Source organism: Paenibacillus phoenicis (genome assembly GCF_034718895.1).
Classification (GTDB): domain Bacteria; phylum Bacillota; class Bacilli; order Paenibacillales; family Paenibacillaceae; genus Fontibacillus; species Fontibacillus phoenicis.
Genome location: NZ_JAYERP010000001.1, coordinates 3,294,866 through 3,309,658, shown reverse-complemented (window position 1 = coordinate 3,309,658; position 14,793 = coordinate 3,294,866). Strand labels below are relative to the sequence as shown.

13 protein-coding genes and 2 pseudogenes are annotated in these 14,793 nt (G+C 54.0%); 14 read left to right on the top strand and 1 reads right to left on the bottom strand.

The window, feature by feature from the left end; translation table 11 throughout:
- Positions 1 to 110 precede the first annotated feature (110 nt).
- The gene (gene murA / locus U9M73_RS15705; RefSeq protein WP_036644207.1) at positions 111 to 1,454 is read left to right on the top strand and encodes a UDP-N-acetylglucosamine 1-carboxyvinyltransferase; all 1,344 of its coding nucleotides are present in this window, start codon (positions 111 to 113) and stop codon (positions 1,452 to 1,454) included.
- Between the two features lie 51 nt (positions 1,455 to 1,505).
- Here the strand turns inward: murA and U9M73_RS15700 are convergent.
- Positions 1,506 to 2,131: pseudogene (locus tag U9M73_RS15700) on the bottom strand (zinc-binding alcohol dehydrogenase family protein); the annotation flags it as partial.
- 8 nt (positions 2,132 to 2,139) lie between these two features.
- On the opposite strand from U9M73_RS15700, the pseudogene U9M73_RS15695 reads away from it, so the two are divergent.
- From U9M73_RS15695 to csaB, 13 genes and pseudogenes are all read left to right on the top strand, one after another.
- Positions 2,140 to 2,385 (top strand): annotated as a pseudogene (locus U9M73_RS15695) (winged helix-turn-helix transcriptional regulator); the annotation flags it as partial.
- Between the two features lie 180 nt (positions 2,386 to 2,565).
- Entirely contained in the window at positions 2,566 to 3,168 is a 603-nt protein-coding gene (locus U9M73_RS15690; RefSeq protein WP_323077995.1) for a hypothetical protein, read from the top strand.
- Positions 3,080 to 4,132, top strand: coding sequence for a stage II sporulation protein D (spoIID, locus tag U9M73_RS15685; protein WP_323077994.1), 1,053 nt, complete (start codon positions 3,080 to 3,082; stop codon positions 4,130 to 4,132). Before U9M73_RS15690 ends, spoIID begins: the two co-directional genes overlap by 89 nt.
- 102 nt (positions 4,133 to 4,234) lie before the next feature.
- Positions 4,235 to 4,981 carry a M23 family metallopeptidase gene (locus tag U9M73_RS15680; protein ID WP_009223750.1) on the top strand — a complete coding sequence of 249 codons (747 nt, stop codon included), beginning with the start codon at positions 4,235 to 4,237 and terminating at the stop codon, positions 4,979 to 4,981.
- Between the two features lie 520 nt (positions 4,982 to 5,501).
- Positions 5,502 to 5,786 (top strand): sporulation transcriptional regulator SpoIIID, encoded by a 285-nt coding sequence (gene spoIIID, locus U9M73_RS15675; protein WP_009223751.1) that lies wholly within the window; start codon positions 5,502 to 5,504, stop codon positions 5,784 to 5,786.
- Between the two features lie 246 nt (positions 5,787 to 6,032).
- On the top strand, positions 6,033 to 7,031 hold the full coding sequence (gene mreB, locus U9M73_RS15670) for a rod shape-determining protein (RefSeq protein WP_009223752.1): 999 nt from the start codon (positions 6,033 to 6,035) through the stop codon (positions 7,029 to 7,031).
- A gap of 77 nt (positions 7,032 to 7,108) precedes the next feature.
- Positions 7,109 to 8,011: a flagellar hook-basal body protein gene (locus U9M73_RS15665; RefSeq protein ID WP_323077986.1), complete on the top strand. Its 903-nt coding sequence runs from the start codon at positions 7,109 to 7,111 to the stop codon at positions 8,009 to 8,011.
- A gap of 39 nt (positions 8,012 to 8,050) precedes the next feature.
- A complete protein-coding gene (locus U9M73_RS15660; RefSeq protein WP_323077985.1) occupies positions 8,051 to 8,872 on the top strand; it encodes a flagellar hook-basal body protein in 822 nt (273 codons plus the stop codon).
- A gap of 12 nt (positions 8,873 to 8,884) precedes the next feature.
- Positions 8,885 to 9,085: a DNA-directed RNA polymerase subunit beta gene (locus U9M73_RS15655; protein ID WP_036644212.1), complete on the top strand. Its 201-nt coding sequence runs from the start codon at positions 8,885 to 8,887 to the stop codon at positions 9,083 to 9,085.
- 317 nt (positions 9,086 to 9,402) lie between these two features.
- Positions 9,403 to 9,825: a 3-hydroxyacyl-ACP dehydratase FabZ gene (gene fabZ / locus U9M73_RS15650; RefSeq protein ID WP_009223756.1), complete on the top strand. Its 423-nt coding sequence runs from the start codon at positions 9,403 to 9,405 to the stop codon at positions 9,823 to 9,825.
- A gap of 38 nt (positions 9,826 to 9,863) precedes the next feature.
- Entirely contained in the window at positions 9,864 to 11,582 is a 1,719-nt protein-coding gene (locus U9M73_RS15645) for a phospho-sugar mutase (protein WP_260071704.1), read from the top strand.
- 65 nt (positions 11,583 to 11,647) lie between these two features.
- Positions 11,648 to 13,666 (top strand): DUF5693 family protein, encoded by a 2,019-nt coding sequence (locus tag U9M73_RS15640; RefSeq protein ID WP_323077980.1) that lies wholly within the window; start codon positions 11,648 to 11,650, stop codon positions 13,664 to 13,666.
- Entirely contained in the window at positions 13,639 to 14,784 is a 1,146-nt protein-coding gene (csaB, locus tag U9M73_RS15635) for a polysaccharide pyruvyl transferase CsaB (RefSeq protein ID WP_323077978.1), read from the top strand. The genes U9M73_RS15640 and csaB overlap by 28 nt, the downstream gene beginning before the upstream one ends.
- Positions 14,785 to 14,793 lie beyond the last annotated feature (9 nt).

The window sequence follows — 14,793 nt, the reverse complement described above, 5'->3', positions numbered from 1 at the left end:
CTTGTGTGCCTTAAATGACCGGTGATATGATGAAATTTAGGGAATGAACCAGGTAAATCTTTTTCCAAATCGGGAAAAAAAGTGAAAATGAACGCGCGGAGGGAACCATGATGAGCAAATTTATCGTCCGCGGTGGCAATGTTTTGGCCGGGAACGTAAAAGTCAGCGGTGCTAAAAATTCAGTGCTACCGATCATTGCAGCGTCTTTACTGGGTGAAGAAGGAGTCAGCGTCATTCGCGATGCGCCCCCTCTTGACGATGTAATGACCATTAATAAAGTGTTAGAGTCGCTAGGAGCAGCCGTTACCTATGACCGAGAGGTCATTACTGTTGATGCGCGGCAAATCGCTTCTTGCGAGGCGCCTTATGAATGGGTGCGAAAGATGCGGGCGTCTTTTCTTGTCATGGGTCCGTTGTTAACAAGAATGGGATTCACCCGGATTTCCCTCCCGGGTGGCTGCGCGATCGGGACCAGACCGATTGACCAGCATCTGAAGGGCTTCGAAGCGATGGGTGCAGAGATCACCCTCGGCCACGGGTTTATCGAAGCCAAGACGAACGGCCGCCTCCGCGGAGCCAAGATTTATTTGGACGTTGCCAGCGTAGGTGCAACGGAGAACATTATGATGGCGGCAACCTTGGCGGAAGGCACGACCATTATTGAAAATGCGGCCAAAGAGCCGGAAATCGTTGATTTGGCGAACTACTTGAACAGTATGGGAGCCGTTGTCCGCGGAGCGGGAACGGGCATGATTCGGATTGAAGGCGTCGAACGGTTGCGTGGATGCGAGCATACGGTGATCCCGGACCGGATCGAGGCGGGTACGTTTATGGTCGCTGCGGCCATTACCGGTGGGAACGTCTTTGTTGAAGGTGCGATTGCCGATCACTTGGGACCGGTCATTTCCAAGCTTGAGGAAATGGGCGTTACCGTGGAAGTACAGGAGAACGGAGTACGTGTGATTGCAGACAAACCGCTGAAAGCGGTGGATGTTAAAACGTTGCCGTATCCGGGCTTCCCAACCGATATGCAAGCGCAAATGATGGCGTTGCTGCTCGTATCCGAAGGGGCTAGTGTCATTACCGAGACGGTATTTGAAAACCGCTTTATGCACGTGGATCAGTTCCGTTTAATGAATGCCGACATTAAGGTGGAAGGACGCAGCGCGATTATCTCCGGGAGCAATAAGCTCAGCGGAGCTAAGGTTTGCGCCACCGACCTTCGTGCCGGAGCGGCACTGATCTTGGCAGGACTGGCAGCGGACGGGACGACAGAAGTCAGCGGTACGCATCATATTGACCGGGGATATGTGGATTTGGCCGAGAAGCTGTCCGGCCTGGGCGCGGACATTTGGCGCATTTCGGTCGAAGAGACCGCTCCGGAAACCGAGAAAGTATCGGCTGCTGCCAAAGAGGAAATCCCGGTATTGAAAATTCAGCCCTCTTGGGCTTAAGGTGAAGTTCATAGATGTAAGATAAACCATGCCGTCGGCATGGTTTTTTCTTTAGCTGAAATGCTCCAGCACCACTTTGCCAATCGTTCTTCCGGTCTCGATGAGCGCATGGGCTTTGCGGAGATTGGCGGCGTTGATGGGGGATAGCTTTTCCGCAGCTGTCGTGCGGATCACCCCTTGATCGATCAAATCAGCTAGAGCGTTCAGCAGATGGTGCTGCTCAATCATATCCTCTGTATGGAACATCAGGCGGGTGAACATCAGCTCATACACGAAGGAGACGCTTTTCTGCTGCAACAGGGTGATGCCGCCCCCATGTTCTTCCAGTGTTTTTCTGCGGTATTCAAGCAAAAGATATAGTCAACATGTTCATACCCCAGCGCTTGGAGTTGGGGAACAAAAGGTTCAAAGTGATTGATGACCTCATCGGCACCAAGCTCCTTCACCCATTTCACCGATTCAGGACGGGAAGCCGTGCCGATCACCGTAAGTCCGGCATGCTTGGCGAGTTGCGTCGCGATAGAACCAACTCCTCCGGCGGCGCCAATGATCAAGAGCGTTTTTCCGGCATTCTGGTCGGCGTCTTTGGAGAAGCCTAAACGATCGAACAACGCTTCCCAGGCGGTAATCCCGGTCAAGGGCAGAGCTGCTGCTTCCGCGAAATCCAGCGAAATTGGTACCCATTCGATTTAACGAGTTTCGCCGGATTTGCCCGGGGATTACCCAACGGATGCTGACGCTGTAGCTTCGCGAGCTGGAGGAAGATGGCGTCGTTCATCGCGAGGTGTACCATCAGGTGCCTCCGAAGGTGGAGTACACCTTAACGGAATTCGGCAGAACCCTGATTCCCATCATTCAGAAAATGAAGGAATGGGGCGAAACCTACAAGAAGACGGCTCCGTTTCTGAACAAGATGGAAGGGCAAGGTTGACTTTTTCTATAAATATAGAAGTACTTGCAGAGGATCCGAGAAATCAGGTCCTTTTTTGTGTTCTATCAATTCCTCAAAACTCATATCTATAAGTATAGCGGGCAAACGATATAAGGGCAGAAAGCTAGGTTACTAGCTCGCTAGCACGGCAGCATGATGAGGGCGGGGGGGAATCAATCGATGCAGGAACGATCTCAGGCAGTAAAAATCAATGTGGCACCTCGCCGAGAGGTAAAGCAAAATCAAGAAGAAAGCAGCAACCTTCAGATAGACAATAAGGCAGCGATCAGCCCTTTAGGGCATGACGAAGCGAAAACAACCACAGTGTCGGCACCCGTATCCATGATGAAGGTTCGTCCAAAATCGGAACAAGCAGTTGAATTGAAGCAGGAACGAGGGCAGGGAGGAGTCGCGAAGCAAGGAAGTGGGGGAAGCGAGAGGCCGGCAGATGCAGAATATGCGAGGGCTGGGATAGAGGGTGCCCGCGGGGTACCTTTGGCGGCACAACCGCTGCGAGCAGTGCCGCCGGAGACCCGCGTGCGCGTAAGCGTCCGCACGCGGCCGGGCCGAACCATCTCCCGCCTGGGCAGGAGATGGTTCCGGCACCGGCGCCGCCCCTGTGGCGGCGGCGCTGATCGCGCTGGCGCTGCTGCTGCCAGCGCTGATCGCGTGGCGCACGGCGCAGGCGCCCGCCGTGCGCCACGACCCGGCGGCGGCGCAGACGCCGTCTGCCGCCGTGCCGCCGACAGCGGAGCCGCGCCCGCAGGACGCGGCTCGCGCTGAGGCTCCGCCCGCGCAGCCGGACGCCGCTGACGCGGCGGCCGCGGGCGGGCCGCCGGTGCGCGTCTATCTCACGCGCACCGGCGTGGTCGAGACCGTGCCGCTCGAGCAATACGTCACCGGCGTGCTCGCCGCCGAGATGCCGGCGGACTTCGAGCTCGCGGCACTCAAAGCGCAGGCCATCGCGGCGCGCACCTTTATCGTCCAGCGGCTGGCCGCTGGAGAACCCTCAGGCACCGGGAGCAAAGATGCGGATGTCAACGACACCATTGAACATCAAGTCTATCTCCCCCGTGCGGAATTGGAAGAGTGGCCAAGCCGGGGGAAGGGCGCAGAGCTGGAGAAGCTGCGTCAAGCCGTCCGGCAGACCGCAGGAATCGTCATGACGTTCCGCGGACAGCCGATCACCGCTTCCTTCTTCTCTTCCAGCGGCGGATACACGGAGAACTCCGAGGAATATTGGTCGCTGAAAATTCCTTATTTGCGCAGCGTGCCTAGCCCATGGGATGCGGCGATCAATCCGAACAACCGCGAAACCGTGGAAATGCCGCTCACCCAGCTTTACGCCAAGCTGGGACAGAAAGTGCCGGAACCGGTGCAGACCGCATTAGCTGCGCTGGATCAGGGGGAAGCCCAAGCCAAAGCGGCGGCGTCGAAGCTGAGTGCCGACAAGCTGTTTAAGATCCTCTCTTGGACCACCGGGCGTCGGGTGAAAGAAATTCGCATCGGCGACAAGGTGTACACCGGCCGGGAAGTTAGGGAGAAGCTGGACCTTCGCTCCAGCCAGTTTACGCTGGCGGTGGCCGGCGATACCGTGAAGATCACCACCTATGGCTACGGCCACGGCGTTGGCATGAGCCAGTGGGGAGCGAACGGGATGGCGAAAGAGGGTTATACAACCACGCAAATCCTCAAACACTACTACACGGGAATCTCGTTTCAGCAGGTCTCCCATTTTCTCAAGTAGTGGCTTGAATGCGAAGTTTCTCTTTTTTCTGAAAAAAAAAGTATATAGACGAAGTATAAAAGAGTTCACCCCGGTAACACTGGTTACTGAGGTGATGAGCAAATGAATGAAAACCAGAAAAAAACAAGTCACGAGGAATCTCCTAAAATGGGACTGGGAGAACCGGTGAAGCCGGTATCCGCGTGGAAGAGATTATTGTCAAAGAGATGGGTTTACCCGGCAGCGTATGTGGCGGCAGCGGCAATTATACTAACCTTAGTGTGGGTCTACCAGGATGCGAGCAACAAGCCGATGGACTCGACCCCCGCCAGCGTGACCGACACCGTAAACCTGTCTGGCGAAGAGGAAGCCGCAACGGGAGAGGGAACGACAGAGGAAGAAGCAACCGAAGTCATCGCCTCCTCCGAAGATCTCGCTTGGCCGGTAGTGAATGCCGCCGAAGTTAGTGTGGTGAAGCCGTTCTATGAGAAGGATGGCACGGCCGAAGAACATCAAGCCGCCCTGGTGCAGTACAACGATACGTTTACGCCAAACACCGGGATCGACTTGGCGCGCGAAGACCGTAAGCCTTTCGAAGTCACGGCTGCCATGAGCGGGAAAGTGACGCGGGTTGAAGAAGTGCCGCTCCTCGGGTACGTGGTGGAAATTACGCACGCTAACAACCTGAAGACGGTATACGAAAGCTTAGGCGAAGTTAAGGTGAAGAAGGATGCCGAAGTGAAGCAAGGCGACATTATCGGCAGCGCCGGCCGCAACGAAGTGGAGAAGGATCTCGACAACCACGTCCATTTTGCAATTTATGAAAATGGCGAGCTGGTGAATCCGGAATCCGTACTTCCGAAAAACTAACGTTTTGCAATAACCCATCCATCCCATGTAAGGCACTGCCAGCCGATCCAAACATCGAGGACTACGGCAGCAGGCCTGACGGAGAGCGAAGAGCTCTCCGTTTTTTTTTTTGTCCTCATTCGCAATAAGGGTACAAAAAGGCCTTATTTACCGGAAATTCCGGCTTCCCGAGTAAATAAGGGAAAATATTGGCCTTATTTTTTTGATCCAAGCCTCATAAGGCTTGTTTTCCTGAGGATCGAGACAAATAAGAGCCTATTTTGTCCTTATCTCGTGCAGATCAAGCTCGAACGCCCAAATAAGGCCAAAAAAGTCCTTTATGAAGCATGAAGATGGTAACTCCATTACTCCGTTTTACGCACTTCACTTCACTTGTCCAACCGAGCTGCAGCTACTCCCTTAGTAACCAACGGTAAAATAAAAGGCCCCGCAAAGGCTTGTCACGCTTGGAAACAAAGAATATCTAAGCCCGCCCCTCATATAATGTACCAAACTATCTCGAGTTGAGGGAGGCGGGAGCGTGCACGATTACATCAAGGAACGGACGATAAAGATTGGACGGTGCATCGTGGAGACACGGCACACAGTTCGGACGATCGCCAAGGAATTCGGCGTTTCGAAAAGCACGGTGCACAAGGATTTAACCGAACGTTTGCCGGAGATTAATCCGGATTTAGCGGATCAGGTGAAGCACATTCTCGAATATCACAAATCGATTAGACACTTGCGCGGCGGTGAAGCAACGAAGATCAAGTATAAGAAAAAAGGTCAATCCAAACGTGAGGTGATTAGCTCCGTTAATTAATGAGTAATGAATTTATTTAGTTCACTCATCGAACGATAATCATTGAATCAATCCCCTAAAGTATGGTATTTTTAAATATGGTATAAGATGATGTGGATTTTCATCCATTTATCCCGAAATTTCGCGATATTCTTCGACTTTTGTCGATAAACAACACCTAGTCAGCGGGACGCTTCTGCCATATCACATGAGGTAGGACCGCTACGTCCTTTCCGTGATTTACAAAAATACGCTTTGGGGGATCGAATGATGGGCAAGGATATTGGGATTGATTTAGGCACGGCCAATGTGCTAATTCATATCAAGGGGAAGGGAGTCGTACTTGACGAACCTTCCGTTGTCGCCATTGACAGCGACGGGAAACGGGTACTGGCCGTCGGTGAGGAAGCTAGACGGATGGTAGGTCGTACGCCTGGAAATATCACTGCAATTCGTCCCTTGAAGGACGGAGTCATTGCCGATTTTGAAATTACGGAAACGATGTTGAAGTATTTTATTGACCGGGTGGGCGGGCGAAGCTGGTACAGCCATCCGAGAATTCTGATCTGCGCGCCAACGAACATTACGTCGGTCGAGCAGAAATCGATTCGCGAAGCCGCCGAACACAGCGGCGCCAAAGAAGTGTATTTAGAAGAAGAACCTAAAGCGGCTGCAATTGGGGCTGGCATGGATATTTTCGAACCGAGCGGCAACATGGTTGTCGATATCGGCGGCGGGACGACGGATGTGGCGGTGCTCTCCATGGGAGACATCGTCACGGCCTCGTCACTTAAAGTCGCTGGGGACAAGTTTGATGCTGCCATCATTAAATATATTAAAACGAAGTACAAGCTGTTGATCGGGGAACGGACAGCAGAGGATATCAAAATTGGAATCGGAACGGTGCACCCGAACGGACGGCAGGCGGAGATGGATATCCGCGGACGGGACATGGTGTCCGGACTGCCGCTGACCGTGACGATCACGGCGAAAGAAATCCAGGAGGCCCTGGCTGATCCGGTATCCTCCATTGTTGCCACCGCCAAATCGGTGCTGGAGCGCACTCCGCCGGAATTGTCCGCCGACATCATTGACCGCGGCGTGATTTTGACCGGAGGAGGCGCTCTGCTGAACGGGTTGGACGAGCTGCTTGCCGAAGAGCTTCACGTACCGGTGCTCATTGCGGAAGATCCGATGCACTGTGTGGTAAAGGGTACGGGGATTATGCTCGATAATTTGGACAAGGTGCTAAGAAGAAAGTTCTAATCGTCCGATAATATAAAGAAGGAATGAATTGCCCGAGGAATAGGGCATTTAGAATACATAGCGTCTGGAGGTAAGTCATGCTAAGAGGTCTCTATACCGCAGCATCCGGTATGATCGCCGAGCAACGGCGGCATGATACAGTTACGCAGAATATCGCCAATCTCAACACACCGGGCTACAAGTCGGTGAATACCGTAGCGCGCTCTTTTCCCGAAATGCTGATTTCCTTGATGGGGGACAAGCAGTCCGGGAACAACAAGCAAATCGGGAAGCTGGTAACCGGGGTGTTTGCGGAAGAGAGCTTGCCGGCGTTTACGCAAGGGGATTTGAAGGAAACCGGAAAGAATACCGATTTTGCCTTGATCTCGCAGCTTAGCTTGAATGACCCGGCAACGGGTGAGCCTTATGCGTTTGACGCTTCCGGTAAATTCGTCACAGAGGACGGCGAAGTGATTTATCAGCCGCAGGCCTTTTTCGCCGTTGCGGATAACGAGGGGAATGTACGATATACCCGGGACGGCAGCTTCACGGTGAATGCGGCGGGAGAGCTGAGAACGTCCACCGGTTATCGGGTGCTGGACGCTGACGGCAATCCGATCATCCTGAATGCAGGCTTGTCCGTGGACACGTTGTCCAGCGATGAAGCCGGAAATTTAACGGCAGTGGATAATACCGGTGCCCTGGTGAATCTGGGTGCCTTGGGAATTACAGTGGTAGAACAGCCTTACCAGCTTGTCCGTGAAGGCAACGGCGTCTTCCGGGTTGCGGATGAAGAGGCGGCGGGAGTACGTGAGCTGGTGGCTGGAGCGGATGGGGCTGTGGTACGCCAAGGCTATCTTGAGGTATCCAATGTCGATACCGCCCAATCCATGGTGGATTTGCTGGCTGCGCAACGAGCTTATGAATCCAACCAAAAAATCATTCAATATTATGATAGAAGCTTGGATAAAGCGGTTAATGAAATTGGCAAAGTACAATGATCATGTGCGGTTGCTTTTGCTTAATACAGGAGGTGCGGCATGAATAACACCGTCATCAGCGCGATGGTATCGATGAGCGGCATTCAACAGCGTTTGGACTTGCTGGCCGATAATATCGCCAATGCGAACACAGTAGGGTATAAACGAAAAGAAGCCAACTTTGAAGACACGCTGACCCGGGTGCAGAACCAGACTTCCGATCTGAATCTGCCGGGCCGGGCTACACCGTCTGGATTCACCCTTGGTTTTGGCTCCAGAATGTCGCAGGTCACCGTCAATTATGCTCAGGGCTCGATTCAAGCGACCGGCAATTTGACGGATTTGGCCATTCAAGGCAATGCGATGTTTAGTGTGTTGACGCCGGAAGGTGTCGTTGCCTATACCCGGGGCGGGGATTTTCACATTCAACCGGATCCGGATGATGCCGAGTCAGCCTTCTTGGTGAATCAACTAGGGTATGTGGTCTTAAACGCTGAAGGTGAACCGATCACGTTCCCGTCCGATGCCAAGCTTAGCATTGACGCTGAAGGGAATATCCTGGCAACCAATGGGGAAGGCACAACGGAAGTGGGACGAATCGCGTTGTTGACGGCGGAGCGGCCGGATGCACTCGTTCAGAAGGACGGGAACCTCTTTGTTCTAGCAGCGGGTCTTGACCCTGCCGAAGCGATGGTGGATAACTTGTCGCTCCCGCAGGAACAGCGGGCCAGCCTGCGCCAAGGGGCGCTGGAAGCCTCTAACGTAGATTTAACGGAAGCGATGGCGGAAATGCTCCAGGTGCAGCGCGCCTACCAATTGACAGCTCGTGCGCTAACCTCGGGTGAAACGATGATGGGTCTAGCCAACAACTTGCGCGGATAGGTGGGATGCTTCATGAGTGAAGACAGTCAACCGGTGAGCAAACGGCCGGCCTGGATCGTCATCCTGAAGATCGTGCTTGTGTTGCTCGTTCTTGTCGCAGCTCTGGCGGCAGGTATGGTCGTAGGGTATGTCGTGTTCGGCAAACAGGATATGTCCGATATTTGGAACTGGGCAACTTGGAAGCATGTACTTGATCTGGTCTTTGCTCCATAAGGCCAATCAGATCGCCTCTATATATATAGAAGAAACAGAACGAAAATAACAAAAATGTCCACAAACTCTCGGCTGACGGGAGTTTTCTTTTTGTAGGCGAAAAATGTATAATGATGGGGGACTTAGGTGGGGAAAACCGTCAAAAGGGCTATATCCGTAATCGACCGGAAGGTCGTTTGCGGATAAGCCCCTTATCTTAACCTTCGCTTCTGCAGAGGCGAAGGATAACTACAGTGTGACCGGATACCCGCATTTTTATTCAAGTTGGGATGCGCACGATCCGAAACTCATGCCATAAACCGAAAGGAGACTTACATATGTTGAACACGAACCAAATTCAGGAAATCCTGCCGCACCGTCCTCCGTTTTTGCTGGTGGACCGCATTATTGAGCTGGAAGAAGGCAAACGCGCCGTCGGGATCAAGAACGTCACGATGAATGAGCCGTTCTTTACCGGGCATTTTCCGGGATACCCTGTAATGCCTGGCGTACTGATTACGGAAGCGCTCGCGCAGGTCGGCGCCGTTGCGATCCTTAACGTCGAGGAGAACCGCGGGAAGATCGGCTTCTTGGCTGGACTGGATGGATTCCGCTTCCGCGGGCAAGTGGTCCCGGGAGATACGCTGCGCTTGGAGGTCGAAGTGACCCGGATGAAGGGCTCCATCGGTAAAGGCCATGCCATTGCGAAAGTGGACGATAAAATTGTTGCCGAGGGAGACATCATGTTCGCCTTGTCTTAATCGGGCGTAATCGTAATCACTAAGGAGGAGAACCTATCATGACTGAAATCAGTAATGCCGTCCGTGAGAAGCTGGCGAGCTGGCTGCAGGACCCAACGATTGATGAAGCAACCAAACAGGAATTGCGTGATTTGGAAAATAACCCAGCCGAACTCGAGGACCGTTTCTATCGTGACCTGGAGTTTGGGACAGGCGGGTTGCGCGGTGTGATCGGCGCGGGGAGCAACCGCATGAACCGTTATACGGTAGCCCGTGCTTCGCAAGGGTTTGCCGAATATATTCTGGAAGCGCATGCGGGCCAAGCCGGGGCACCTTCGGTCGTCATTGCGCATGATTGCCGTCACTTCTCGCCGGAGTTTGCGCTGGAAGCTGCTTTGGTGCTGGCCGGCAACGGCATCGTGGCCAAGCTGTTCCCATCGTTGCGCCCAACGCCGCAGCTCTCCTACTCTGTACGCGCTCAGAAGGCCACCGGGGGTATCGTCATCACAGCAAGTCATAACCCGCCGGAGTACAACGGCTATAAAGTATATAACTCGACGGGCGGCCAGCTCGTTCCGCATGAAGCGGAGCAGGTTATTGCTCGCATTCAGAAGGTCGCTTCCTTCGCCCAAGTCAAACGGTTAAGCCGCGAAGAAGCAGAAGCGAAGGGATTGCTCGTATGGCTGGGCGCCGACGAGGATGAAGCCTTTGCGGATACAGTGGCGAACACCAGTGTCAATCGCGAGCTCATGACTTCCGGAGCAGCTAAAGATCTGGTGGTTGTCTTTACGCCGCTGCATGGGACAGGGAACCTTCCGGTTCGCCGTGCTTTGGAGAAGCTTGGTTTTACCCAAGTGCATATTGTGAAGGAACAGGAAATGCCGGATGGTGATTTTCCAACGGTGAAGTCCCCGAACCCAGAAGAACGGGAAGCGTTCACGATGGCTATCGAGCTCGGCAAGCAAGTGGGCGCGGATATCTTGATCGGTACAGACCCTGATGCTGACCGAATGGGGGCCGTTGTGCGCACGCGGGACGGCGAATATGAAATTCTTACCGGTAACCAATCGGGCTCCTTGCTCGTTCATTATGTATTGAGTCAAATGAAGGAAAGAGGAAAGCTTCCGAACAACGGCGCGGTTGTCAAGACGATTGTAACCAGCGAATTTGGCGCTGCGATTGCCCGCCACTATGGGGCTGTGGTGTTTAACACGCTGACCGGCTTCAAATATATCGGTGAGAAGATGAACGAATTTGAAGCTTCCGGCGAGTATACTTATTTGTTCGGTTATGAGGAAAGCTACGGATATCTGGCAGGCAACTATGCGCGCGATAAGGATGCCGTCGTAGCCTCGATGTTGATCTGCGAAGCGGCAGCGTATTACAAACGCCAAGGAAAGACCTTGATCGACGTGTTGGAGGAGCTGTACCAACAGTTCGGCTATTACCGCGAAACGTTAGCTTCCCGTACGTTAAAAGGCAAGGACGGCCTGGCCCAAATCGGGGCGTTGATGGAAGCCTTCCGCAGCAACCCGCCGCAGGAAGTTGGGGGCGTGCGTGTATCCGAAGTACTCGATTACTCGCATGGCCTGGACGGATTGCCGAAGGAGAACGTGCTGAAGTTTTTGCTGGATGACGGTTCGTGGTTCTGTCTGCGCCCTTCGGGTACGGAACCGAAGATCAAATTCTATTTTGGCGTTTGCGGCACATCTGCGGAAGATGCCAAGTCGCGTCTGAACCGGATTCAAGAAGACGTTCTTGCCCGCGTCGATCAATAATCGGCAAGCAGGTTGGGGAAACAAATAACAGATGTGGATTCATGCATTTTTGAGGAGGTACCTTAGTGATTCGAAGTTGGCAGCGGTGGAATAACGCTTCCCGAAAATTGTTGTGGGTTTTGGTGATTGTCGGAATCCTGGCTTCTGTGCCGGTGATCGCGCAGCGGGTTCAAACGGAATCCTCCGCAAACAAAGTGGAGTTCGTCTTTAATTATCGAGGATTGTTGGATATCGCATCGTATCAGGCGAATCCCCAGGCGTATATGGATGAGCAGCTGGACCGTCTGAAAGAAGCTGGCGTGGGCACCATGGCGATGTTTGAAAGCACGCTGGACGAATTGGTAAAAGCGCGCCGGATTATGGTATTTAGTTCGCTGGAAGTTGCGAAGCTGAACGGTGCCGTCGTGACGAATAGCGGCAATTACACCTACCTGGCGTTTACAAGTGCGGAGAACGAAGCGCAGTTGAAGCCGATGATCGAAGCGGCATTCCGCAAGCTGGACGTGCCGGTGGCAAACTGGCAGTATCAAGATCATGGCGGGCTCGCTATCGGTATGGGCATGGAAGAAGCGATGATGAAGCCGATGCCGCTAGATCCGATTGCGTTTTACATGCTGCGGGAGAAAGGCTTTACGATTTTGCCGCGGCTTTCGGACAATATCCCTTATGATCAGGAAGAGATGGATCAACTGCTGGCCTTTTTCGCTGAAAACGGGGTAAATCGCATTCTGTTCGACGGCGAAGCGGTGAAAGGCTTTAACGAGGATCAGACGAAGCATAGTTTGCAGGGCTTTGCGGATTTGCTGAAAAAATACAACATCGGCATCGCGGCCATCGAAAATTTGAAGGCTCCGCAAAAAGGCTTTAACAAACTGGCTTACCTGATCGATTATAACGTGGTGCGCCTGCATTCCTTGTCGGATGCGGAGGCTTCCCAGGATAAGATGACGCTGGCCGACCGGTTCGTTCTGGCGACCAAAGACCGGAACATCCGGATGGTTTATCTCAACGCTTCTGCTTCCAAGGACGTGGCGAAAGCGTCGATTACGAATCCCATCGATAATCTGATTGGTTCGCTGCAAGCTCCGGGGAATGCAATGAAGCGGATCGAAAACAACGGATTTGAGCTGGGACAAGCTGAGGCTTTCACGATTCACGACGCTAGCTGGCAGAGATACCTGAAAGCGCTGGTTGTCCTTGGAGGCGTAGCGTTTGTAGCGTTGCTGATTTCCTGCTTCCTGCCGTCGCTTACACTGGCAGCTTTTGTGCTCGGCCTGGTAGGTTCGGCTGGACTGTACGTGCTGAAGCCGGTCTTGCTTGAGCAAGCCTTGGCTCTGTTCGTAGCCATCAGCGCGCCGACAATTGCGATGGTATTGGCGATCCGCAAGGTGCAGGAGCTTCAAGAGAAGCATCCGAATCTCTCGGGCGGACGGCGGCTGACCCATACGATTGTGTTGTATATCAAAACATCGTTGCTGTCCCTATTCGCTGTACCGTTCGTGATCGCGCTCTTGAACAACATTACGTACAGCCTGGTGCTGAATCAATTCCGTGGCGTCAGCCTGCTGCATTTGGCGCCAATCCTGCTGATCGCCGTATATGTCTTCTTATATCGGGGGAACTCGGTTTGGGAGGAATTGCGCAAATGGCTTAGCATGCGGATTACGGTGCTTTGGGTAGTCGTTGCTGCTGTACTTGGAGTGGCGGCGCTGTACTACCTGTCCCGTACTGGGAATTCTGGAACGTTGCTTCCGGGTGAAGCGGCCTTCCGTTCTTTCCTGGAGAACACATTTGGTGTTCGGCCGCGGAACAAAGAATTTTTGCTGGCGCATCCGCTCTTTATCGTTGGTCTGTTTGCCGCGTTTCGCTATCGCTGGGCGATGTTCGCGATGATTATCGCGGTGATGGGCCAATTGTCGATGGTCGACACGTTCGCACATATTCACACGCCGGCCGTGCTTTCGTTGATCCGCGATGTTCTGGGTCTCGGACTTGGTCTTGTGATTGGTTTGATTGCCGTTCTGGTTTGGCAAATCATTGAAAGGTGCTGGGATAAATGGTCGCCACGACTACTAAAACCATAGTTCTGTCGGGGTATTACGGGTTTCGCAACAGCGGGGATGAAGCGGTGCTTCAATCCATCCTGACCGCGTTGGAAGAAGAAGGACTTACCTCGGGCGTGGACATTAAGCCGGTTGTGCTGTCCATCGATCCGGAGTGGACAAGCCGCACGTATGGTGTGGAAGCTGTACACCGGATGAAACTCGGAGAGGTAAGGAAGGCTATAAAGAGCAGCGACGGATTGATCAGCGGAGGCGGCAGCTTGCTGCAGGATGCGACGGGGATCAAGTCAATCCCGTATTATCTGGGTATCATCAAGCTGGCGCAATGGCTCGGCAAGCCGACCTTCGTGTATGCTCAGGGCATCGGACCAGTGAACCGCAAGCTGTTCCGGCCTTTGATCGCTTCGGTGTTCCGGCGCTGCGACTATATTTCCGTGCGCGATGCGGAATCGGCCAGCCTGCTCCGGGACATGGGGCTGCGCGGTAAGGACGCCATCCAGGTCGTGCCCGACCCCGTGATGGGGCTGACGCTTCGGGAGCCTGCGGATCGCTCCTCGGAAGGGCACCGCGAGGAAGGCGAGTCCGCTTCCGAGCTGCCGGTCGTTGGCGTATCGGTTCGCTTCTGGAACCCATCGCGAACCGATCTCACGCAGCTGGCCGAGGGGCTCTCGCTGCTCTGCCGCCGCAAGCCGGTGCATATCCGCTTCCTGCCCTTCCATTTCCCTGGCGACGACGAAGCTTCACGTTTCGTGATGGAACGGCTGGGAAATGTGGCGGAACGCGGCTGCACCGTGAGCATCGCGCCAGAGGCGGAGCACCCGCAGGATATGCTGCGGGAGGTCAGCCAGTGCAGCCTGCTGATCGGCATGCGGCTGCACAGCTTGATCTACGCCGCCTCGCAGAACGTCCCGCTGCTCGGCGTCTCGTATGACCCGAAGATCGACCATTTCTTAGGTCGCATCGGAAGCGTCCCGGTCGGGACCGCGGAGGAGCTGGATCCGCGGATCTTGGCCGCGGAAGGGGAGCGCCTCCTGCAGGAAGCCGGGACGTGGCGCAAGACCCACGCCGCGCAAATCGCGGAACTGAAGCGGGAAGCAAGGGTGCCCGCGCGGCGGATCGTTGAATTTTTACGAAAGTGATGGGTGAAC

Bases quoted from the DNA above. Each gene is read 5' to 3' on its own strand.
- murA (WP_036644207.1), top strand. From the start codon at position 111: ATGAGCAAATTTATCGTCCGCGGTGGCAATGTTTTGGCCGGGAACGTA.
- U9M73_RS15690 (WP_323077995.1), top strand. From the start codon at position 2,566: ATGCAGGAACGATCTCAGGCAGTAAAAATCAATGTGGCACCTCGCCGA.
- U9M73_RS15680 (WP_009223750.1), top strand. From the start codon at position 4,235: ATGAATGAAAACCAGAAAAAAACAAGTCACGAGGAATCTCCTAAAATG.
- mreB (WP_009223752.1), top strand. From the start codon at position 6,033: ATGATGGGCAAGGATATTGGGATTGATTTAGGCACGGCCAATGTGCTA.
- U9M73_RS15665 (WP_323077986.1), top strand. From the start codon at position 7,109: ATGCTAAGAGGTCTCTATACCGCAGCATCCGGTATGATCGCCGAGCAA.
- U9M73_RS15660 (WP_323077985.1), top strand. From the start codon at position 8,051: ATGAATAACACCGTCATCAGCGCGATGGTATCGATGAGCGGCATTCAA.
- U9M73_RS15655 (WP_036644212.1), top strand. From the start codon at position 8,885: ATGAGTGAAGACAGTCAACCGGTGAGCAAACGGCCGGCCTGGATCGTC.
- fabZ (WP_009223756.1), top strand. From the start codon at position 9,403: ATGTTGAACACGAACCAAATTCAGGAAATCCTGCCGCACCGTCCTCCG.
- U9M73_RS15645 (WP_260071704.1), top strand. From the start codon at position 9,864: ATGACTGAAATCAGTAATGCCGTCCGTGAGAAGCTGGCGAGCTGGCTG.
- csaB (WP_323077978.1), top strand. From the start codon at position 13,639: ATGGTCGCCACGACTACTAAAACCATAGTTCTGTCGGGGTATTACGGG.